At 69.5% G+C, this 21,306-nt stretch carries 15 protein-coding genes; 7 read left to right on the forward strand and 8 right to left on the reverse strand.

Annotated features, from left to right (window positions below; translation table 11 throughout):
- Window position 1 precedes the first annotated feature (1 nt).
- Window positions 2–1,159, forward strand: coding sequence for an acyl-CoA dehydrogenase family protein (locus ABZ780_RS01115; protein WP_357482900.1), 1,158 nt, complete (start codon window positions 2–4; stop codon window positions 1,157–1,159).
- Window positions 1,160–1,292: 133 nt separating this feature from the next.
- Here ABZ780_RS01115 and ABZ780_RS01120 read toward each other — a convergent pair whose 3' ends face one another.
- From ABZ780_RS01120 to ABZ780_RS01135, 4 genes are all read right to left on the reverse strand, one after another.
- The gene (locus tag ABZ780_RS01120; RefSeq protein WP_357482903.1) at window positions 1,293–3,761 is read right to left on the reverse strand and encodes an FtsX-like permease family protein; all 2,469 of its coding nucleotides are present in this window, start codon (window positions 3,759–3,761) and stop codon (window positions 1,293–1,295) included.
- On the reverse strand, window positions 3,758–4,519 hold the full coding sequence (locus tag ABZ780_RS01125) for an ABC transporter ATP-binding protein (RefSeq protein WP_356998881.1): 762 nt from the start codon (window positions 4,517–4,519) through the stop codon (window positions 3,758–3,760). Before ABZ780_RS01125 ends, ABZ780_RS01120 begins: the two co-directional genes overlap by 4 nt.
- A 112-nt stretch (window positions 4,520–4,631) precedes the next feature.
- Entirely contained in the window at window positions 4,632–5,288 is a 657-nt protein-coding gene (locus ABZ780_RS01130; protein ID WP_356998883.1) for a response regulator transcription factor, read from the reverse strand.
- Window positions 5,276–6,502 (reverse strand): sensor domain-containing protein, encoded by a 1,227-nt coding sequence (locus tag ABZ780_RS01135; RefSeq protein ID WP_357482906.1) that lies wholly within the window; start codon window positions 6,500–6,502, stop codon window positions 5,276–5,278. Before ABZ780_RS01135 ends, ABZ780_RS01130 begins: the two co-directional genes overlap by 13 nt.
- Before the next feature lie 169 nt (window positions 6,503–6,671).
- Here ABZ780_RS01135 and ABZ780_RS01140 point away from each other — a divergent pair, with 169 nt between their 5' ends.
- The 5 genes from ABZ780_RS01140 (at window position 6,672) to eccCb (ending at window position 13,677) form a co-directional block, all read left to right on the forward strand.
- Window positions 6,672–6,902 (forward strand): hypothetical protein, encoded by a 231-nt coding sequence (locus tag ABZ780_RS01140; RefSeq protein ID WP_356998888.1) that lies wholly within the window; start codon window positions 6,672–6,674, stop codon window positions 6,900–6,902.
- Window positions 6,903–7,038: 136 nt separating this feature from the next.
- Window positions 7,039–8,286, forward strand: coding sequence for an NAD(P)/FAD-dependent oxidoreductase (locus ABZ780_RS01145; protein WP_357482909.1), 1,248 nt, complete (start codon window positions 7,039–7,041; stop codon window positions 8,284–8,286).
- An 8-nt stretch (window positions 8,287–8,294) separates the two neighbouring features.
- The gene (locus ABZ780_RS01150; protein WP_356998893.1) at window positions 8,295–8,789 is read left to right on the forward strand and encodes a MarR family transcriptional regulator; all 495 of its coding nucleotides are present in this window, start codon (window positions 8,295–8,297) and stop codon (window positions 8,787–8,789) included.
- A gap of 55 nt (window positions 8,790–8,844) precedes the next feature.
- Window positions 8,845–9,324: a hypothetical protein gene (locus ABZ780_RS01155; RefSeq protein ID WP_356998896.1), complete on the forward strand. Its 480-nt coding sequence runs from the start codon at window positions 8,845–8,847 to the stop codon at window positions 9,322–9,324.
- A gap of 3 nt (window positions 9,325–9,327) precedes the next feature.
- Entirely contained in the window at window positions 9,328–13,677 is a 4,350-nt protein-coding gene (gene eccCb / locus ABZ780_RS01160) for a type VII secretion protein EccCb (protein WP_356998898.1), read from the forward strand.
- Between the two features lie 15 nt (window positions 13,678–13,692).
- On the opposite strand, the gene ABZ780_RS01165 is transcribed toward eccCb, so the two are convergent.
- From ABZ780_RS01165 to ABZ780_RS01180, 4 genes are all read right to left on the reverse strand, one after another.
- Entirely contained in the window at window positions 13,693–14,190 is a 498-nt protein-coding gene (locus ABZ780_RS01165) for a hypothetical protein (RefSeq protein ID WP_356998901.1), read from the reverse strand.
- On the reverse strand, window positions 14,187–14,444 hold the full coding sequence (locus ABZ780_RS01170) for a hypothetical protein (protein WP_356998903.1): 258 nt from the start codon (window positions 14,442–14,444) through the stop codon (window positions 14,187–14,189). Before ABZ780_RS01170 ends, ABZ780_RS01165 begins: the two co-directional genes overlap by 4 nt.
- Before the next feature lie 294 nt (window positions 14,445–14,738).
- Window positions 14,739–16,034, reverse strand: coding sequence for a ricin-type beta-trefoil lectin domain protein (locus ABZ780_RS01175; protein ID WP_356998905.1), 1,296 nt, complete (start codon window positions 16,032–16,034; stop codon window positions 14,739–14,741).
- Window positions 16,035–16,231: 197 nt separating this feature from the next.
- Window positions 16,232–18,589 carry a non-reducing end alpha-L-arabinofuranosidase family hydrolase gene (locus ABZ780_RS01180; RefSeq protein WP_357002682.1) on the reverse strand — a complete coding sequence of 786 codons (2,358 nt, stop codon included), beginning with the start codon at window positions 18,587–18,589 and terminating at the stop codon, window positions 16,232–16,234.
- Between the two features lie 1,251 nt (window positions 18,590–19,840).
- Between ABZ780_RS01180 and ABZ780_RS01185 the strand changes: the two genes are divergently transcribed.
- A complete protein-coding gene (locus ABZ780_RS01185; protein WP_356998907.1) occupies window positions 19,841–21,280 on the forward strand; it encodes a glycoside hydrolase family 43 protein in 1,440 nt (479 codons plus the stop codon).
- Window positions 21,281–21,306 lie beyond the last annotated feature (26 nt).

The raw sequence follows: 21,306 nt of genomic DNA on the forward strand, positions 1-21,306 counted from the left end.
CATGGACTTCACGCTCACCGAGGAGCAGCAGGACTTCCGCGCCCTGCTCCGCACGTTCGTCGACCGGGAGATCATCCCGGTCGCGCGGGAGTGGGAGCAAACCGGGCGGTACCCGACGGAGATCGTGCGGGGGATGGCCGAGATGGGGCTGTTCGGCATCACCGTGCCGGAACAGTACGGCGGCCTCGACCTCGACCCGGTCTCGTTCGCGCTGGTGTTCGAGGAACTCGCCCGCGGCTGGATGGGCATCGCCGGCATCCTCGGCAGCCACTCCCTGGCCTGCCGGATGATCGCTATACACGGCACCGAGGAGCAGAAGCAGGCCTACCTGCCCGACCTCGCCACCGGCGCCCGGCGGACCGGCATCGGCCTCACCGAGCCGGACGCCGGCACCGACCTGCAGGGCATCCGCACCACCGCCCGCCTCGACGGCGACCACTACGTCGTCAACGGCACCAAGATGTGGATCACCAACGCGCGGCACGCCGACCCGCTGCCGGTGCTGGTCAAGACCGACCCGCACGCCACGCCCGCGCACACCGGCATGAGCGTGCTGCTCGTCGACGCGACGCTTCCGGGCTTCCAGGTCCTGCGGGACATCCCGAAGCTCGGCTACAAGGGCACCGAGTCCTGCGAGATCCTCCTCGACAACGTGCGGGTACCGAAGGACCGGTTGCTCGGCGGCGTCGAGGGCGTCGGCCTCAAGCAGGCGTTGTCCGCCCTGGAGTGGGGCCGGGTCAACATCGCAGCCCGGTCGGTCGGTATCGCGCAGCGCGCCCACGACGAGGCGCTGGCCTACGCCCAGCAGCGCAAGGCGTTCGGCAAGCACATCGCCGAGTTCCAGGCGATCCAGCTCAAGCTCGCCACCATCGCGATCCAGCTCCAGGCCGCCCGCCTGATGGCGTACTGGGCGGCCGACGCGGTCCGGCGCGGTCGCGCCGACGGGCAGACCGGGATGGCCAAGGTGTTCTGCTCGGAGGTGGCCCTCGATGCCGCGATCGACGCGATGAAGGTGCACGGCGGCTACGGCTACTCCACCGAGTTCGAGGTCGAGCGCCTCTACCGGGACTCGATCCTGATGAGCATCGGCGAGGGCACGAACGACATCCTGCGGACCGTCGTCGCGAAGGCGCTCGTACGCGGCGACGTGACGGTCTGACACTCCCACCAGGGCGGGTTCGTCGTGCCCGGGCCGGCGACGGTGATCCCCGTAGCGGGGACGCCAGGGCGACCGTGCCGCCTCAGCGGTGTCCGCGGAGGCGGCGCGGTCGCCGATATTCGAGCCGCGACGCCTACTCCTTCACACCGATGTTGTCGATCGGAGAGGCGCTGAGCAGAGTTCGGACGGGCCACACCGTGGTTGCCAACGCCAGCAGCGTCGTGCCGCCGAGCACCGCCACCGCACCGAGCGGCGGGACGTACGGGATGGGGCTGCCGGTCAGTCCGTTGACGATCGCGCTCAGGCTCAGCGCCGCGATCGTCGCGCCGATCAGCACCGCGGTGCCGAGCAGCCCAGCCTGTTCGGCCCGGACCATCCCCCGAATCTGACGGCGGGTGACCCCGACCAGTTGCAGCAACGCCAACTCGCGGCGGCGGGCCAGCGCGGCCATCACCATCGTGGTGGCCGCCGCCAGCGCCGCGTACCCCACCATCACGCCGATCAGCAGCCGGTTCAGCCAGGCGCCGAGCGCCAGATCGGTGCTGATCAGGCGCGTGCGGGTGGCGGCGTCGAGAACCTCGGTGCCCGGCTGCCCAGCCGACCAGGTGGCCAACGCGGTATCGGCCTCCGGGCCGGCGCTGACCAGGATCTCGTCGTTGGTGTTCCCGGCCATGTGCCCGGCGACCGTCTCAGCGGCCAGCGTGACGTCGCCGAAGCCGAGGCCACGGCCGTAGATCGCGATGACGTCCAACGTGACAGGCGTGCCGTCGCCCAGCCAGAACTTCGCCTGATCGCCGATGTCCCAGCCGGACGAGGACGCCTGTATCGCAGACAGGGCGACCGTGCCCGCGCGGAGGTCGGCCAGGTTGCCCTCGCGCACGTCGAGGTCCATCGTCGACGTGATGCCCGCCGGGTCGACCGACTGCGCGCTGACCGGCTCGATTCCGCCGAGCGCCCGCACCACCACCTGCGTACGGCGCACACCAGTGGCCGCCTGCACCCCGGCCAACTCGCGGATCTCCCGCGCCGCGTCCGCCGGCAGCCCACCCGGAGCGACAAGCACCCGCTCGGCGAGGGTTCCCGCGCTGCTCTGCGTGGTGGTCTGCCGTTCCAGGTTGTTCTGTAGGAACCAGACCGAGCCGCCGAAGCCCACGGACAGCACGAGGGCGGTCAGGACTGTCGCCATGCCCTGCGCGTTGGCCCGCAGGTTGGCCGCAGCCAGGTAGCCGCTGACCCGCCATATCCGCTGCAACAACGGTGTGAGCAGCCGAGCCGCGTACGCGTTGATCATCGGTGCGAGCAGCGCCACCGCGATGACGAACAGGTACAGCATGCCGACCGCACCGGCCAGCGCCCCGGTCGACCCGGCGACACCGAGCGTGAACGCCCCGGAGGTGCCGGCCGCCGCCAGCGTCAGCACGCCGGCGATCAGTCGCACCCGGCCGCTACGCCGAGGCTCGACAGCGATCTCGCCGAGCGCCTCGATCGGCTTGATCCCGGTGACCCGGCGTGCGGCGACCAACGCGGCGAGCACCGCCACGAGGACCGCCGTACCGACCGCGGCCGGCACCGCGAACAGGCCGCCGGCCATCGGGAAGCCGGCCGGCACGAACCCCCGCCCGACCAGCTCGCCGTGGACCCAGCGGGCCGCCAGCAGGCCGGCCGGGCCGCCGATCGCAGAGCCGACCAGGGCGAGCAGGGCGGCCTCGGCGATCAGCATGCGGCGCACCTGCCCCGGCGTGGCCGCGACCGCGCGCAGCAACGCCAGGTCACGTCGACGGTGCCGGACGGACAGCCCGATGGTGCCGGCCACCACGAAGGCGATCAGCAGGACGACGTACCCCCCGAAAGCCAACCCGGCCTCGACCAGCAACGTCCGGGCGGCCTGGTTCTCCGACTGCTCGGCGTTCCCACGGTCCTTCCCGGCGTACGTCGTGGCGCCGGCCGCCGACGCGATCTCGCGTACCTCGCCGACGTCGGCGCCGGGCACCATCCGCACGCCGATCGCATCCACCCGGCCCGGGTGGGCGGACAACCTGGCGGCCTGCGCGTCGGTGAAGAACACCTCCGCAGAACCGGTCTCGGCGGTTCCGCTCACCCGGTACGACTGTCTGACCCCGCCGACGACCAGGTCGATGCGGTCACCGGGTGCCACGCCGAGCCGGGTGTCGACAAGCACCTCGTCGTCGGCGCGTGGCGCGGCACCCGCGGCGATGGGACGACCGGTGAAGGTGTACGTGTCCCAGCCGCGTCCCACTGCAGCGGGTGAGCCGATCACCACCCTTTCGTCGCCGGTGACGGCCGCGACGCCCGGCACCTGGCGGATCCGGTCCACCAGGGCCGCGTCCACCGTGCCGCCCTCGGGCAGCGTGACGGTGCTCGTGGTGGTTTCGCCGAACTCGGTGAACGTGTGGCTGACCGTGCGGTTGGCGACGACCACGTCGGCCGCGGCCCAGAGCCGTGGCTCCGCGCGGAAACGCAGCCCGGACTCGACGACGGTGCCCATCGCCACCAGGATCAGCACGCCGACGATCAGGGCCAGCAGGGTCGCGGCGGCGGGGCCGGCGCGGTGCCGCAGCAGGCGGGCGGCGAGCCCGGTCATGCGAGGACCCGCCGATCCAGCGACGCCAGGTGCTCGGCGATACGGGCGGCTCCGAGCTGCGGAAGGTCGGCGACGATCGCACCGTCGGCCAACACGAGCACGCGGTCCGCGTACGACGCGGCGATCGGATCGTGGGTCACCATCACCACGGTCAGCCCGTGTTCGTCAACGACCGCGCGCAGCAGCGTCAGCACCTCCGCCGCGGTCCGCGAGTCGAGGGCGCCGGTGGGCTCGTCCGAGAAGATCACCTCGGGGCGGGCGGCCAACGCCCGGGCGATCGCCACCCGCTGCTGCTGGCCGCCGGAGAGCGCGGCCGGCCGGTGGTGCAGTCGGTCGGTGAGGCCGACCCGCTCGACCACCCGGGTCAGCCAGGCCCGGTCCGGACGGACGCCGGCCAGGCGCAGGGGCAGCACGATGTTCTCCTCGACGGTGAGCGCGCCGATCAGGTTGAACGCCTGGAAGACGAACCCGATCCGGGTACGACGCAGCTCGGTCAGGCGGGTCTCGGACAGCCCGGACAGGTCGGTGCCTCCGATGACCACCCGACCGGAGGTGGGCCGGTCAAGCCCGGCCGCAGTCTGCAGCAGCGTGCTCTTGCCGGACCCCGAGGGCCCCATCACCGCGGTGAAGGTGCCCCGGTCGAAGTCGACATCGATGCCGGCAAGCGCAGTCACCTGGTTACGGCCGGCGCCGTAGACACGGGTGAGTTGTTCGACGCGTACCGCCGGCTCGATGGTCTGTCCCGGATAGTCCGGCATTCTGGTGGCCTCTTTCCGTGTCAGCGGCAAGAACTGCGCGCACCAGAAACGCTATTGACGTGGGAGAACGGCGACCATCCCGCGGGCTGCCAGGTCCGGGGTACAGCAGGCGCTACCGCCGATCGCCGTTCAGGTAGCGCAGCACCGCGGTGACCCGGCGGTCGGCACGGTCGTCCGGTGGAAGCTGAAGCTTCGAGAAGATGCTGCGGATGTGCTTGTGCACCGCGCCGTCGGTGACGAACAGCCGCTCGGCGATCGCGCCGTTGCCAAGCCCTTCGGCCATCAGCCCCAGCACCTCACGCTCACGCGGCGACAGCTCGCTCAGTGCCGTGTCCGTCCGGCGGTTGCGGGCGAGCAACTGTGCCACCACCTCCGGGTCGATCACGCTGCCGCCGTCAGCGACGCGGTGAAGCGCGGCGAGGAACTCCTCGACCCGGCCCACCCGCTCCTTCAACAGATAACCGAGCCCGGCGGCGCCGACCGAGAACAGGTCGGTCGCGAAGGCCTGCTCCACGTACGCCGACAGGACCAGCACCGCGAGGCCGGGGCGGCGCCGCCGGGCCTCCACCGCGGCCACGATGCCCTCGTCGGTGTGGGTCGGCGGCATCCGTACGTCCACGATCGCGACGTCCGGCGCGTGTTCGTCGACGGCGACCAGGAACTCGCCCGGGGTACCGGCCGTGGCGACCACGTCCAGATCCTCCGCCCGCAGCAGCAGCGCCAACCCCTCACGCAGCAGCGCGTCGTCCTCGGCGATCACGATCCGCATGGCAGCTCCACGTCCATTCTCGTCGGCCCTCCCGGTGGGCTCGTCAGTGTCATCCGGCCGTCGTACGCCTCGACCCGCCGGCGGATACCGGTGAGCCCGGAGCCACGTGTCTCGTCCGCGTCGCCGTGCCCGTCGTCCTCGATGCTCACCAGCAGCCGGGCGCGCTCGCGGCGCACGGCCACGTCCACCTGGCTCGCACCGCTGTGCCGGACGACGTTTGTCAGCGCCTCGGCCACCACGAAGTACGCGGTGGCCTCGACCGAGGCCGCGCACCGCACAGCCACGTCCACCTCAAGTCGGCAGGGCACCACGCTGCTGCCGGCCAGGCCCGCCAGCGCGCCGACGAGACCCCGGTCATCCAGCACGGGCGGCAGGATTCCACGCACCACCGTACGCAGCTCGCCGAGTGCCTGTTCGGCAGCGTCCTGCGCCTGCCCGAGGATCTCGTCGGCGCGGTCCGGATTGCGGCGCAGGGCCCGCCGCGCGGCGCCCAGCAACACGTTGACGGCGACCAACCGGTTCTGGGTGCCGTCGTGCAGCGACCGCTCGATCCGGCGCAGTTCGACAGCGTGGGCGTCGAGCGCCGCGGCGCGGGTGGCGGTCAGCTCGGCCACCCGCAGCGACAGGTCGACACCCGGCGGCGGGGGCAGCAGCCACCGGCCCGGCCATGCCTGGAGACGGGCCAGCGCCGGGCTGAACCAGATCGCGGCGGCCAGCCAGCCCACCCCGAGCAACCCGACCGCGAGTGCCTCGGACAGTCCGTCGATGCGCCACCAGACGATCCCCGGCGCGCCGGCGTCGGCAGGGAGCAGCCGGTACCACAGCGGGAATGTGACGTCCTGCACGGCATAGAGTGGCAGCGCGAGGCCGACCAGCCCGGTCACCAGGCCGATGAGCGAGTACAGCGCGACCCAGCCGAGCTCCCGGCGCACGAAGGGATCGCGCGCCGCCGTCCGCAACCCGGCCGGCACCGGCCCCGGGGTGGGGATCGGCTCGCCCCGGCGGGACAGCCGGGCGCGCTCGCGGTCGGCCACCGAGCGCACCGCTCGCAACGCACCAGGCGCCGCCAGCAGCCCCACCCTGGCCAGGCAGGTGACCGCCACGGTCGCCGCCCAGAGCAGCGCGCCCAGCGCCAGCGTGGCGGTGCCCAGGCCCCCGACAAGGTGCTCCAGGGCGTTGACCGAGGCGCGAACCTGGGCCTGCACGTACGCCATCGACCCCACCTCCTCCGCCAACATAGGCCACCGCGGGCACAGCCCAGCAACGCCCGGCGCGGAAGGTACAGCCTGCTGTACCACTGTCGTCGAGCTGGCGGGATCGTCGCCGCCGCGCCGCCCGCCTAGCGTTGACCACGTCGAGAAACATTCGTCAAAGGAGGCAGTCATGACCGATCCGTACCGCATCACCGAGGCCCCGGTCGCCGCACCGAAGAAGCCGGGCGGCTTGCTCCGTCCGCTGCTGTGGCTGGTGCTCGTCGTCAGCGCGGCGGCCAACATAGTGCTGTCGACCGCGGCGGACAACCAGTGGATCAGCTCGGCGTTCGGCCTGGTGGTGGTGCTCAGCGCGGTCGCGCTGATCGTCCACCACCGCCGTAACCGCGGGCGAGAGTCGTAGGGACACAAGCCTCACCCCGAGACCACCAGGCGACTCACGTTGCGGGATCGTGAGCTGCGGTGCTGTCGCGGATGGCTGGGCTTTGCGCCGCGCCGCGTGGCCTTGCCCAAATCATCTTAGTCATTAAGATAACTGCATGGGCTCATCGACTGACTTCTCGGTGGCAATCGCCGGCGCCGGCCTCGCCGGCCTCTGTCTCGCCCAGTACCTGATGCGCGCCGGCATCGACGTGCACGTCTATGAGCGGGACCCGGGCCCCTTCGTCCGGCGGCAGGGCTACCGGATCATCCTCGACCGGTACGGGCTGGAGGCGCTGCGCGAGAGCCTGCCCCGCCCGCTGTACGACCTCGCGCTGACAACCGGTGACGAGCCTGGCGGGCAGTTACGTTTCACCGACAGCCGGCTGCGGGACGCGTTCTCCATCACCTTCAAGGACGAGCCGCAAGCGACCCGCCAGGTCGACCGGCTGACCCTGCGGTCGATCCTGCAGTCCGGGCTGCACCGACGCATCCACTACGGCAGGGACGCCGTCGCGGTGGAGAGCGGCGGCCCCGCCGGGCTGCAGCTGCGGTTCGCCGACGGCGGGGCCGCCTCGGCAACCGTCGTCGTGGGCGCGGACGGCGTCGGCTCGGCGCTGCGCGCGCAGCTCATGCCGGACGCGGACCCGGAGAACACCCCGATGGCGGGCATCTACGGTCGGTCACCCCTGCGGCGCAACGGTCAGAGTGTCATCCCGGACGCGCTGCGTACCAGCGGGGTCCTGGCCATCGGCGACCGGCCGGGGCGCGCCTTCTTCTTCACGTCCATGCGGTTCGGCGAGAATCCGCAGGAAGCGTTCGCGCGCCTGGCCCCGGGCAGCTATGCCCCCACCGGCGACGACTACGTCATGTGGGGACTACTGCTCCGGCAGGAGGAGGTGCCCATCGGCATCCGTGGCGACCTGCTGGCGCTGTGGAGACTGACCAGTCTGATGAGTGACGACTTCCACCCGCTCGTCCGGCGGCTGGTCGGCACCGCCGAGCTGGACGCCACAGTGCTCAACCTCTTCGCCGCCGGCCGACGCCCGCACCGGTGGGCGGTGCCCCGGGCGACGATGATGGGCGACGCCGTGCACGTCATGCCGCCGTTCGGCGCCCACGGCGGCAACACCGCGCTGCGCGACGCCGCCCTGCTCGGCAGAAAACTGGTCGAGGCCCGGGCGAGCGGCGCGCCGGTGGAGGAGGCGATCGCCCGCTACCAGGACGAGATGGTGCCGTACGCCTTCCGCGCCGTCGACACCGCCGCCCGGCTGATGCGCCGCCTCACCGGGGGAGCGGCCGCGCCGCACTGGGTGCTGACCCGCGTGTTACCTCGACTGCACCGGGTGACCGTGCCGGAGGCATGATTGCGGCCATGTCCCACGACCCGGCCCGTACCTCCGCGATCGCCGATCTCATGCGCGCCGGGCGGGAGATGTCGCGGCTGTCCATGGTGTTCCGGTACGCCATCGCGGAGCGGCTCGGCCTCACCGTGAGCGACCTGGAGTGCCTGGACTACCTGGCCGACGCCGGATCCGCCACCGCGGGGCAGGTCGCCGAGCGGACAAACCTCACCACCGGGGCGGTGACCAGCATGCTGCGCCGGCTCAAGCAGGCGGGGTACGTGACGGCCGAGCGCGACCCGGTGGACCGGCGGCGGGTGATCGTCACTCTGCGGCCGGAGCGGATCGCCGAGCTGAAGCGACCGTACGAGCGGTTCGCCGAGCGGACGGCACGCCTCGTCGAGGGCTACAACGCCGAGGAGGTCCTGCTGCTGGTTCGGCACTATGACCGCATGCAGGCGATGTACCACGCCGAGCTGGACCGCCTCCGCAGCGGCCTGTCTGAGACGCCGTCGTTTGACGATTGAGGATCCTGTGGCCTCGCCCCGGTGGTGTTGAATGTAGACACAGAGAGGGGTGGCAATGCTGGAACTGGTGCTGTTGGTCGAACCAGAGCAACCGATCGGCGGCGAGCGGTTCGATGCCCTCACGCAAGCGCTCGGTGACGACCTGCGAATGGTGCCTCGACTGCAGGTCACGCTGGTCGGCGCCACGGGCCCGGTGCTCGGGACGAAGTCGGCAGAGGCGTGGGAGCTGGGCATGTTGGCGGTTGGTGGGCTCTTTTCCGCCACCACTGTGAGGGCCATCGCCTTGGTCGCCATCGCTTACGCCGAACGGACCAAGGCGCGGTCGATCCGCATTCGGCGGGGCGACATCGAGCTGGTCATCACCGGTAGCACCCAGATCGACGATCCCGCGCTCGTCGACGGGCTGGCGCGGCTAGTCGAGATGTCCGCAGAGGCAGGGCCGACCCATGTGTCGTCACCTGCCGCTGCCGCTGCCGCTGCCGCTGCCGCTGCCGCTACGGATCCCCTGCCTCGGTTGGGCGGGGCGGGAGCCTGAGCCGTGGGACAGCGGCTGGCCCTGCTCATCGCCAACGACCGCTACATTGACGAGTCGTTGGCCGACCTCTACGCCCCGCGCGAGGAGGCTCGCGACCTGCAGAGCCTGCTCGCCGACGCGGACATCGGGGCGTTCGACAGGGCAACCCTGCTGGAGAACGAGTCGAAGAGCTCGGTTGAGCGCAGCATGGAGATGATGCTGCGCGCGGCCGGCCCGGAAGACCTAATCCTGTTGTATTTCTCTGGGCACGGCATCCGTCGGGGCCCCAAGGGCCGCTTCTACCTGGCAGTCGCCAACACCGAGGCCAAGTACCTGTCGTCCACCGCCATCTCGGCGTCGTTCGTCCACGAACTGCTCGACGAGTCACCGGCTACCAGCTCGATCATCCTGCTGGACTGTTGCTACAGCGGTGCCTTCGAGCAGTCGAAGTCACCGACGGAGCTCAACCTGGACGGGGAGCTGAAGGCCGGGGACGGCCGGTACGTCATCACCGCTACCAACTCGATTGAGCGGGCCAGTGACGGCAGGCCGGCAACGGCGGCCACGCCGCGACAACGGTCGGCGTTCACCGAGACGGTGATCCAGGGACTGAGCACAGGGGCCGCCGACCTGACCGGACGCGGCCGGATTACCCCGGAGGACCTGTGGCGGTACGTGCACATGGAGCTGCCGAAGCGCACCACCGACCAGTCGCCCTGTCACTTCGGACGCGCAAGCAGCGAGGTACACATCGCGCTGTCCCGGGACGGACACCACCGGCAACGCGGGAAGCGGGACCAGCGTGATCCCCGGCTTGGTGACCTGCTCGGGCCGTTGAAGGCCGTGGACGACGTCAAGCTATGCGCAATCGAATGGCGGCAACGCGGCCTCCTGAAGGTGCCGGTCGGTCGCAGCGAGCGCATGGACGCGCCCTCCGGCGAGCCAGTGTCACTTGACCTCGGGTCCGCGGAGGGGCATCTGCTCATCGTGGGGCGGGCCGGGATGGGCAAGACCACCCTGCTGCGCACTATTATCGGCGGCCTCGCGCTCACCCACTCCGCCGACGAGGTGGTGTTCCACTGCCTCGAGTCGGGTGGCAACTGGTTGGGGCCGATGCGGCGCCTGCCGCACATGCAGACGGTGTTGGGCGACGACGAGGTCGAGGAGCTGGGCAAGCTGCTCACCCGAATCGAGGACGAGGTGCAGCGGCGCAAGCGGCTGTTCCGAGACCACGAGCTGGAGTCACCGGCGAGCCTGCGCGCCCGGCGGCGCCAGCTCCCGGGCGGCCCGTACCCGGACGTGTTCCTGGTGGTGGACCGCTGGCAGGACTTCGCGATGCTGCTGAGCGGCTTCACCAGCCGGGTAGTCGAGCTGGCGAACAGAGGGCTCGGGTACGGGTTCCACCTGGCCGTGCTCGATCGGAACTGGCGCTCTATCCCGGAGGAGCTGGCTGAACTACCGCAGCTGCGGATCGAGACCCGGCTGTCGCAGCCTGCGGACTCGATGGTTGATCCGGATCACGCGGCAAGACTGCCGCTGTCCATGCCCGGCTGGGCAATCCAGGGCCGGCGGATGTTCCGCATCGCGCTGCCCGAACTGACAGTGACCGACGTGGACCCGGAGCTCGAGTCGGAGTTGGACGAGGCCGCACCGGACGGAACGACCGCGATGATTTCGATGATCGCGGAGGCGTGGGGCGTAGGGACGTCGCAGTCGAGGCCGGGATCGGCGCACCTGGCCGGCGAGACCAGAGACGAGGCGTTGGAGGTGCTCGGCGTCGCGGACTACCAGGCTCTTCAGGACTTCGCCGGGCGGGTGACGCCAATGGGAGCCGACTACCTGCGGGTCCCCATCGGGTTCGAGCTGGGCGGTCAACCCGTCATGCTCGATTTCAAGGAGTCGGCCCAGGGCGGCATGGGTCCGCACGGCCTGGTCATCGGCGCCACGGGCTCCGGCAAGAGCGAGCTGTTGCGTACGGTGGTGGCCGCGCTGGCGGCGCGACACTCGTCCGAGACGTTGAACTTCGTCCTGGTGGACTTCAAGGGTGGGGCGACGTTCGCGTCGCTGGATGTTCTGCCGCACACCAGCGCTGTGATCACCAACCTGTCGGACGAGCTGGCGCTGGTGGACCGGATGGGCGACGCGCTGGCCGGTGAGCTGAACCGGCGGCAGGAGGTGCTGCGTGCGGCGGGGAACTACGCCTCGCGGCACGACTACGAGAGGGCGCGGGCGGCCGGTGAGCCGTTGGAGCCGATGCCGAGTCTGCTGATCATCTGCGACGAGTTCTCCGAGTTGTTGGCGGCAAAGCCCGATTTCATCGATCTGTTCGTGCAGATCGGCCGGGTCGGCCGGTCGCTGGGTGTGCACCTCCTGCTGGCGTCGCAGCGGCTGGAAGAGGGCAGGCTGCGCGGGCTCGACGTGCATCTGTCGTACCGGATCGGCCTGCGCACTTTCTCGGCGGTGGAAAGCCGGATCGTGCTCGGCGTGCCGTATGCGTACGAGCTGCCGAACGCGCCGGGGCACGGCTATGTCAAGGCCGGCAACTCGACGATGACCCGGTTTCGGGGCGCCTACGTGTCTCGACCGCCCGTGCAGTACGACGCCGAGCTCAGCGACCCTGCGGAGCGGCGGGCCGCCGACTCGATCCTGGACATCCTGGTGGAGCGTCTTCAGGGCCGGGGCCGGCCAGCGCACCAGGTGTGGCTGCCGCCGCTGGCCGATCCGCCAACGCTGGACAGCCTGCTGCCACCTCTATCGGCGCATCCGGAGTTCGGACTGTCCGCCAATTCGTGGCCGGGCCGTGGCGCGCTCACCGTGCCGGTGGGGGTGGTGGACCGCCCGTACGAGCAGCGCCGGGATCCGTTGATGGTCGAGCTGGCGGGTGCTGGCGGCAACGTGGTGATCGTCGGCACGGCGCTGAGCGGTAAGAGTACGATGCTGCGGTCGTTGCTAGCGTCGCTGGCGTTGACGCACACGCCGCGTGAGGTGCAGTTCTTCTGTCTGGATTTCGGCGGTGGGGCGTTGCGCAGCTTGGCGCAACTGCCGCACATGGCAGGGGTGGCCGGCCGGCGAGACACCGAGGCGGTGCGCCGTACGGTCGCCGAAGTGGTCGCGGTGCTCGACGAGCGGGAGGCACGATTCGCGCGGCACGGCGTCGATTCGATGGCGAGTTACCGGCGGCGTCGGGCGTCGGGGGAGTTCGCCGATGACCCGTTCGGTGACGTGTTCCTGGTGGTCGACGGGTGGAACACCCTGCGCGAGGATTACGAGGAGCTGGAGCAGACGATCACCACCCTGGCCAACCGGGGTCTGGGCTTCGGGGTGCACGTGGCGCTGACGGCGGTGCGGTGGGCGGAGATCCGGATCAACATGCGGGATCTGCTGGGCACCAAACTGGAGCTGCGTCTGGGTGACCCGGCCGAGTCGGAAATCGACCGCCGGTCCGCGATGAACGTGCCGGAGAAATCCCCGGGCCGGGGCCTGACCCGCGACAAGTTGCACTTCCTCACCGCGGTCTCGCGGATCGATGGCAGGCAGGACATCGAGGGTCTGACCGAGGCATCGGCGGAGTTGGCCGGGCGGCTGGCGGCGAACTGGCCCGGCCCGGTGGCCCCGAAGGTGCGGTTGCTGCCTCGCCGGCTCTCCATGGCCCAACTGGACCGGGTCGTCGACCGCACCGCGCCGGGCCTGCCGATCGGTGTTGACGAAGCGAGCTTGGCTCCGGTCTACCTCGATTTGACCGCCGATCCCCACCTGACAGTCTTCGGAGACGCGGAGAGCGGCAAGACCAACGTGCTGCGGTTGATCGCCCGGCAGATCGTCGACCGGTACACCCCGGCGCAGGCTCGACTGGTCATCGCCGACTACCGGCGGAGCCTGCTCGGCGCGGTGGAGGGGGAGCACCTGCTGGAGTACGCCGCGTCGAACCAGGTGTTCAGTCAGGGGTTGGAGTCGATCCATGCCGCGTTGTCCAACCGCCTTCCCGGGCCGGAGGTCGGCACCGCACAGTTGCGCGACAGGAGCTGGTGGAAGGGCCCGGAGTTGTACATCCTGGTGGACGACTACGACCTGGTGGCATCCGGCGGCAAGAATCCCCTCAGCGCACTGCACGAGTTGCTGGCGCGGGGCCGCGATATCGGCCTGCATCTGATCGTCACCCGGCGCATGGGTGGCGTGTCGCGGGCGATCTACGAGCCGGTATTGCAGCGGCTGCGCGAGTTGGAGTCGCCCGGCCTGTTGTTGTCCGGAAACCGGGACGAGGGTGCGGTCCTCGGCAATCTCCGACCGAGCCCGCAACCGCCCGGCCGGGGCACCCTGGTCCGCCGGCGCGACGGACAGCAGCTCATCCAGGTCGCCTGGAGCGAGCCTGGGTGACCCACGCGGTCGGCGTCACCATGGATCCGGTGGCGGCAGGGCGGCCACCTCCTCAGCCGCCCTTCGCCGTGTCGCCGCCGCGTCCTCCACCGCCGCGGCTATGCGTGCCGCGAGCCGATGTGCGACGGCCTGCACCGCCAGCGGCGCGGGCTCCGGTGGTACGACGTCGCCCGCCGGCATGACCAACAGACCCGTGAGGTGTGCCTCGGCGGTCGCCTGCCGTACTAGCTCACGTGCTCGGGCCAGCTCCTGTCCGCGGTTGGCCAGCGTGGCGGCGATGACCGTGTAGGCGTCTTGTGCCTCGTCGAGTCGGCGGGTCAGGCGACGTAGCAGATCGTCGACCTGATCCCGGTCGCGGCCGGAGCGCCAGTGCGCGTCGAGGAGACGGTGTAGCCGGCCCAGTTCCTCGGCGCTGTCCCGCGCCGTGCGGGCAGCCTGCGCCCATTGCTCGCTGTCGGCCGCGCTGGAGTCGTCCTCCAGTAACCGCGCGTAGGACACGGACCCCTCCGTCATGCGTCACCGTGTCGGGCGAACCGCATCGCGAGTTCGTCGTCGGTCGCCGTGACCGTACGGGCGATCTCTCGCAGTTGTGCTTCGACCTGGGCGAGCTCGGCCCCAATCCGCGGCAACTCGTTGGCCCAGGACCGTGAGGTTTCGTCTGTTGCGGATGGAAGGTCGAGCGCGAGCAGCAGGTCTGCTAGATCGCCGATGCCGTGTGCGACTGGGCCCAGACCGTCCGGGTCCAGGTCCAGGAATCTGTCATTCATGGGCCGATCCACCCCCAGTCACGCGCTACTCGAATGCCTACGCTGTTGTCTGCGTGAGCGCTGCTCGGTGTTGCGGCGGGACTACGTTCGCAGCGCTCCGATGACAGGACTGGGAGCATCATGCCACTCATCCCGTCCACCGGCGCTGTGCTGAACGGGTGACCCACGCCGCCTCGCCGCGTTCGGCACCGACCTTGACCAGCTGCCGCCCGGACATCGGCGTCAGCCAGCCGCGGGTTTCCGGATGAGGTGGGCGGGCCCGGCTGATGCCGAGCCCGCCGGTATCAGTGCTCGTTACGCGCGGGCGACGAGCCGGAACTGTTGGTTGGTCTGGCCGTGGCAGTCGTAGAGCTGGATCTGGGCGCCGTTGGCGGTGCTCCAGACGTCCAGGCATCGTCCGGACTGCACGCTGCTGATGGTGCCGTTGGAGTTGACGTTCCATTGTTGGTTGGTCTGGCTGTGGCAGCTGTAGATCTGTACCGCCGCGCCGTTGCCGGTGCCTGCGGCGTCGAGGCACATGTTGCCGTACACCTGGAGTTGTTTGCCTGAGGTGTAGGTCCAGGTCTGGTTGGTCTGCCTGTTGCAGTCGTAGAGCTGGACCCGGGTGCCGTTGTTACGGGAGGCGTTGGGTACGTCGATGCAGCGGCCGGATTGTGTGCCGACGATCTCGCTGGCCGAGGTGGGCGGGACCGTGGGCGGCACGGTGGGCGACGCGGTGGGGGTCGGTCCCGGCGTGGTGGGCGTCGGGGTGGTCGGCGTCGACGGCAGCAGCGGGCAGGTGCTGCGGTAGGTGACCACGCCGCTGGAGTCCAGCAGCGGGCAGAGGAACTGGCTGTACCGGGCGTCGTTGTCGACGAACATCTTGACGAACGGCAGCATGGTCCGGACCATCACCGGGTTCGGCCGCCCGACCATGAATCCATGATCCGCACCGGCGACCTCCAGGTAGACGCTCTCCGTCGTGGCCGGGAGGCTGTTGTACAGGCCGGTGGCGTAGGACGGGGTGACCACCGTGTCCGCCTGCCCAGAGAGGATCATCGTGGGCACCCGGTCGTTGGCGAGGTTCGACGACGGCGAGTACGGCGCGATGCCGACCACTGCCTTCAACGACGAGCGCCGCATGGCTGCGCTCAGCGCGCCCCCGCCGCCCATGGAGTGACCGGCGACGGCCAACCGGCTGGGGTCGACGCGGTCACGTACCGGGCTCTGCTGCGTGAGGTAGTCCAATGCGGCGAGCAGTTGGGTGCCGCGGGCCGTGTCGAAGTCGTTGCGGCTGTTGGTCTCGATGCCGATCACGACGAAGCCGTGGGAGGCCAGCCACGGGCCCATCCAGGCCAGTTCGGCGGAGAACAACGCGGTGTAACCCGGCGAGATGGCGATGGCCCCGAAGGTGCCCTGGCTGGTGTCGGTCGGGTAGTAGATCCTGCCGCCGTTGAAGCCGTACCCGGTCGGGACGCTGACCGATGTGTTGGCGAAGGGGCCGTTGACGTTGGCGACGCTGCTCTGGGTGGGGTCCGGTCCCCGCTGGTACGGGTTGTCGGCGGCCGATGCCGACCCGGTCGCCACGGTGATGGTGAACAACCCGACCACGGCGGCGATCCCTACCGCGGCGAGCTTCCACACCCGTCCCCGAAATCGGGCGGGCGTTCGGTCGGCATGGGTATTCCCCGAGGGCGGGGGGTGGTGTCGGTGTCCTCGCACTGTCGGTGCCTCCTGGTGGTGGGTAAATGCGGAACGGGCGGGCTCGGTCGTGTGCCGAGCCCGCCCGTCCCGGCGTTGTCCGGTCGTCAGCGTTGCAGCGTCAGCAGACCCGGCCGGTACGGCAGGAGCCCGTAGTCGCCGCCGGAGCTGGGAGAACGCCCCTGGTAGAGCAGTTGCAGGTTGCAGGCGTCAACGGTCATGGTCTGGTCGGCGTTGCTGCGGATCAGCTCGCCGTGACTGATGTCGTTGGTCCAGGTGGCGCCGCTGTTGGCCTTGCCGGCGAAGGGGTTGCTCTCCGACGTGGCCTGCGGCGTCCACGTGCCACCCAGGCTGGTGGCCGTGAACGAGCGGAAGTAGCGCCCGTTCGCGCCGATCGCCTCGACGAGCATGAGGTACCGGTTCTGGCCCTGGAGCTTGTAGACCTGAACGCCCTCGAACAGGTTGTTCGTCGAGTCGGTCATGATCGTCGTGTAGTTCGACCCGAAGCTGCCCGGGAAGTTCCCGATGGGCATGCTGGCCCGGTAGATCCTGCCGTTGTCCCCGGCGAAGAACAGGTACATGTTCTGGTCGTCACCGATGACTGCCTGGTCGATCGGGCCGGTGCTGGAGTTGGAGATGCTTCCGGTGAACAGCGTCTGCGCCCCGGACCAACTGTTCACGTTGGTCGGATCGGTCGACGTGCGGTACGAGAACGCCGTCGGACCCCACTGATAGGCCAGCACCCAGACGTTGCGCGGCGCGAAGTAGAACAGTGACGGTGCCACCGCCGCGAACGGCATCTGGTTCTGCGACGCGGACCCCATCTGGTTCCAGTTCGAGAAGAGACCGAAGTTCATCGAGCCCCACGTCGTTCCGGTGTCGTGCGTCGTCGCGTAGACCAACTGCTGGCCGTTGTACGGCGCGTGGGTGAAGTCCTTCAGCGACACCCAACCCGACCTCGGCTGTGCCAGCGCGCCGGACGACGACCAGCGGTACGACGACGGAAGGTCACAGGTGCCGCCGGTCGGCGGGGGAGTCGACGTCGGGGTCGGCGTCGGCGTGGATCCGCCGCCGAGGGAGGCGAGCCGGAACTGCTGGTTGGACTGTCCGTTGCAGTCGTAGAGCTGGACCTGGGCGCCGTTGGCGGTGCTCCACACGTCAAGGCATCGTCCGGACTGCACGCCGGTGATGGTGCCGTTGGAGTTGACGTTCCATTGCTGGTTGGTCTGGCTGTGGCAGCTGTAGATCTGTACCGCCGCGCCGTTGCCGGTGCCTGCGGCGTCGAGGCACATGTTGCCGTACACCTGGAGTTGTTTTCCTGAGGTGTAGGTCCATGCCTGGTTGGCCTGCTTGTTGCAGTCGTAGAGCTGTACTCGCGTGCCGTTGGTGGTCGAGGCGTTGGGTACGTCGACGCACCGGCCCGACTGCGTGCCGACGATCTCACTGGCCGAGCCGGGTGGGACGGTGGGCGTCGCGGTGGGGGTCGGACCCGGCGTGGTGGGCGTGGGGGTGGTGCCGGGGCCAGCGCTGTTCAGCGCCTCCAGGGTGGAGTTGTAGGCGGCCTTCTTGTTGCCGCTGCAGTCGAAGAGCAGCGGAGTGCCGCTGGAGCGCCACGAGTCGCAGTCACGCACGCCCCATACGGTGACACCGTTGCAGCGAGCCACGGCAAGGCAGTCGTTGACCACACTGCGGAAGGTGTTGGCCTGCGACGTGCCGGATCCCTCGATATCCAGCTCGGTGATCTGCACGTCCACGCCGAGGGCGGCGAAGCTGGACAGCGTCGTGCGGTAGTTGCTGTTGTACGGCGAGTTGGCGTTGAAGTGCGACTGGAAGCCTACGCAGTCGATCGGCACCCCACGGGACTTGAAGTCGCGCACCATGTTGTAGACGGCCTGGGTCTTGGCCCAGGTCCAGTTATCGGTGTTGTAGTCGTTGTAGCAGAGCTTGGCGTTCGGGTCCGCCGCGTCGGCGGCGCGGAACGCCGCCTCGATCCAGTCGTTGCCGGTGCGCTGAAGGTTCGAGTTGCGACGGGCGCCGCTGTTGCCGTCCTCGAACGCCTCGTTCACCACATCCCACGAGTCGATCTTGCCCCGGTAGTAGCTGGCCACGCGGGTGACATGGTTCAGCATCGCGTTGCGCAGCGCGCTGCCCTCCATGCTCTGCATCCAGCTCGGCTGTTGCGAGTGCCAGGCCAAGGTGTGGCCGCGGACCTTCCACCCCCGGGAGGTGGCGTGGTTCACGATCCGGTCCGCGTTGCCGAAGGTGAAGTTGTTCTGCTGCGGCTCGGTCGCGTCGATCTTCATTTCGTTTTCGGGGGTGACGCTGTTGAACTCGCGGTTCAGGATCGTCGTGTAGGCGCCGTCGCTGAGCTTGTTCGCGGCCACGGCGGCACCGAAGTACCGGCCGGACTGGGCCGCGGCAGCGCCGAGGGTCGTCTCAGCGGCCTGTGCGAGATTGGGCACCAGCGATACGACCAGGGCCAGAATTATCGCGGCTGTTCCGGAAAAAGTGAGTGTTCGTAGTCGGGTGCGCTTGGGGGGACGGGTCCGGGAAATCATGCTGATCCTCCAGTGGTGGATAGGAAATCCTGTCGCTGTTTCCAGTGGGGAGGCCCCGCTCGAAACGGTGGCGGCCCGATGCTGAGTCCGCCTGAGCGGGCCGGGGCCCACGTCAGGTGTCCGCCCCCGATGTGACTCGGCTCGGGCTGCCTGGCCAGCGTGTGAAGGGTTGCGACGGGTGGTCCGGTCACCCGCTGGTGACTGGTTGCGGGCGTAGGGCTCTCTCGGTGGTGGACGTGGTCACCTGGTAGGTGGGTGGGCCTGACGGTCGCGTGCGGCGCCTCCGGTGCTGAAGTGATCTTGTTAACGTTCACACTGATCGATGGCTATCAGGCTGGCAGAAAGTTCCAGGTAATTCAACCGGTAGTTTCGGACCTGTTGCGGGTGGGCGCGGTAGGCTTCGAGTCCTTCGGCCGAACAAGATCCAATCCGACCGGGCCGGTGTCCTTGTCGTGCGTACGCTGCGGCATTGCCGCGTGCGAGTCCGATCCACGTCCAGGGCCGGGCCGCGCGGTCGTCGGTCACCGGTCGATCATGGAGTAATGGTGGCCGGTATGTGGTGTTCCGCACCTTTCGTCGGGCACCGCAACTCCATGATCGACGGGGCTCCGGGTCTTGGCGCACCCGCACTCCCGCGATCTTGTAGTTTCTGACCTGACAAAAGGTGCGAGACGGTCCATACCGTCGACCGGAAGTGCAAGGTCAACGAGGCCAGGCGAGGCGCGAGCGGAGCAGGCGAGGCACGCGGGACGCTGCTCGCCCGGCCCTGTCGTCCACACCCGACCACGCCACCGTGTGCGGCGCGCGTGAAGGAAGATCCGGGTCGGTTGACCGTCCGCCGTTGGCTCGCGGGTCTGCGTACCCGGCCGCTGGCGGTCGGCGTCAGGGTCTGCGCCGCACGCGGCTCATGGTTGCTGGAGAAGGCGTTCCGGGGCCACCGAGCCACCGTCGTCCGGCCGGTCGGATAGCTCTTGACCAACGACCATGGTCGATCCCTTGACACTCCAGATGGGGTCGCTAACACTTGGCCGCAACACGAATGTAACAAGAATCCGAGATCCGAGCCGAGCAGGGCCGGAGTCCTGTTAGCGCTAACGCCAGTGCTCGCCGCACCGCCCGCCAGCTGATCCCTACGGCCCCTGCGCGAAGGAGAGACCTATGTCGAGATTCCTCGCCCGGCTCTGCGCGGTGGCGGTCGCCGCGTGCCTGCTGTTCACCACCTGGTCGGCGGCGACGCCGAAGGAGGCGTCCGCACTCGACCCGACAGTCGGCTACCTGATGGCGCACTTCACCGGCGAGTCGTCCACCGACCAGCAGATCTACCTCGCGCACAGCGCCGACGGCCTGCGGTGGACGGACCTGAACAACGGCGGGCTCGTACTGCGGTCCACCGTCGGCACCCGTGGCGTCCGCGACCCCGCCCTGGTCCGCTCGCCCGGCGGCGACCGGTACTGGATCATCGCCACCGACCTGTGCATCGGCTGCGGCCAGGACTGGTCGGCCGCGATCAACAACGGCAGCCGCAACCTCGTCGTGTGGGAGTCCACCGACCTGGTCAACTGGTCGGCGCCGTGGCTGTTGAACGTCGCCGGCGCGATCCCGGACGGACGCAACGCCTGGGCCCCGGAGGCGATCTGGAACCCGGCCACCGGCGACTACGTCCTCTACTGGGCGACCAACGTCCCGCTCAACGGGGCGACCAAACACCGCATCTACTACGCGCGCACGGCGGATTTCCGCAGCATCACCACGCCGCAGGTCTACGTCAACCGGCCCGGCAGCCAGGAGATCATCGATACCCAGATCGTCGAGGTGCCGGCCGGCGTCGGCGCCTACCGCTACGTCCGGGCCTCCCGGGACGACCAGATCACCATCGAGGGCAGCAACTCCCTGCTCGGCACGTGGACGAACCTCGGAAACCTGGCCGGCGTCGGGCTGACCGGGGGGCAGGTCGAGGGCCCGATGTGGATGAAGTTCAACTCCCGCAACGAGTGGGTTCTCTACCTCGACCAGTACGCCACCGGGCGCGGCTATCTGCCCGTCCTGACCACCAACCCGTCGAGCCCGGGCAGCTTCCGGCTGCCGGCGTCCGGCTCGTACGCCATGGGCGGCACCAAGAAACGGCACGGTTCCATCCTCAACCTGACCGCCGCCGAGCAGAGCCGGGTGCTCGCCCGCTGGCCCGCCACCGCCGTGAACCGAATCCAGTCGTACAACTTCCAGGACCGGTACGTGCGGCACGCCGACTACGACGCCCGCATCGACGCGAACGTCAGCCCGGCCCAGGACGGCCAGTGGCGGCTGGTGCCCGGCCTGGCCGGCTCCGGCACGGTCTCCATCCAGTCGGTCAACTTCCCGGGCTACTACCTGCGCCACTACGGGTTCGACTTCCGGTTGGAAGCCAACGACGGCACCGCCACGTTCGCCGCCGACGCCACCTTCCGGCAGGTCGCCGGCCTCGCCAACTCCTCGTGGACGTCGTTCCAGTCCTACAGCCACCCGGACCGCCACATCCGGCACTACAGCTATCTGCTCCGGCTCGACCCGGTCACCGACGCGCAGAGCCGTGCCGACGCCACCTTCCGCGTGATTAGCTGACGCTGGTCCCTGCCCGAGGAACTCGG

It is taken from the genome of Micromonospora sp. NPDC047467 (assembly GCF_040643095.1).
GTDB lineage: Bacteria > Actinomycetota > Actinomycetes > Mycobacteriales > Micromonosporaceae > Micromonospora.

Bases quoted from the DNA above. Each gene is read 5' to 3' on its own strand.
- ABZ780_RS01115 (WP_357482900.1), top strand. From the start codon at position 2: ATGGACTTCACGCTCACCGAGGAGCAGCAGGACTTCCGCGCCCTGCTC.
- ABZ780_RS01120 (WP_357482903.1), bottom strand. From the start codon at position 3,761: ATGACCGGGCTCGCCGCCCGCCTGCTGCGGCACCGCGCCGGCCCCGCC.
- ABZ780_RS01125 (WP_356998881.1), bottom strand. From the start codon at position 4,519: ATGCCGGACTATCCGGGACAGACCATCGAGCCGGCGGTACGCGTCGAA.
- ABZ780_RS01130 (WP_356998883.1), bottom strand. From the start codon at position 5,288: ATGCGGATCGTGATCGCCGAGGACGACGCGCTGCTGCGTGAGGGGTTG.
- ABZ780_RS01135 (WP_357482906.1), bottom strand. From the start codon at position 6,502: ATGGCGTACGTGCAGGCCCAGGTTCGCGCCTCGGTCAACGCCCTGGAG.
- ABZ780_RS01140 (WP_356998888.1), top strand. From the start codon at position 6,672: ATGACCGATCCGTACCGCATCACCGAGGCCCCGGTCGCCGCACCGAAG.
- ABZ780_RS01145 (WP_357482909.1), top strand. From the start codon at position 7,039: ATGGGCTCATCGACTGACTTCTCGGTGGCAATCGCCGGCGCCGGCCTC.
- ABZ780_RS01150 (WP_356998893.1), top strand. From the start codon at position 8,295: ATGTCCCACGACCCGGCCCGTACCTCCGCGATCGCCGATCTCATGCGC.
- ABZ780_RS01155 (WP_356998896.1), top strand. From the start codon at position 8,845: ATGCTGGAACTGGTGCTGTTGGTCGAACCAGAGCAACCGATCGGCGGC.
- ABZ780_RS01165 (WP_356998901.1), bottom strand. From the start codon at position 14,190: ATGACGGAGGGGTCCGTGTCCTACGCGCGGTTACTGGAGGACGACTCC.
- ABZ780_RS01170 (WP_356998903.1), bottom strand. From the start codon at position 14,444: ATGAATGACAGATTCCTGGACCTGGACCCGGACGGTCTGGGCCCAGTC.
- ABZ780_RS01185 (WP_356998907.1), top strand. From the start codon at position 19,841: ATGTCGAGATTCCTCGCCCGGCTCTGCGCGGTGGCGGTCGCCGCGTGC.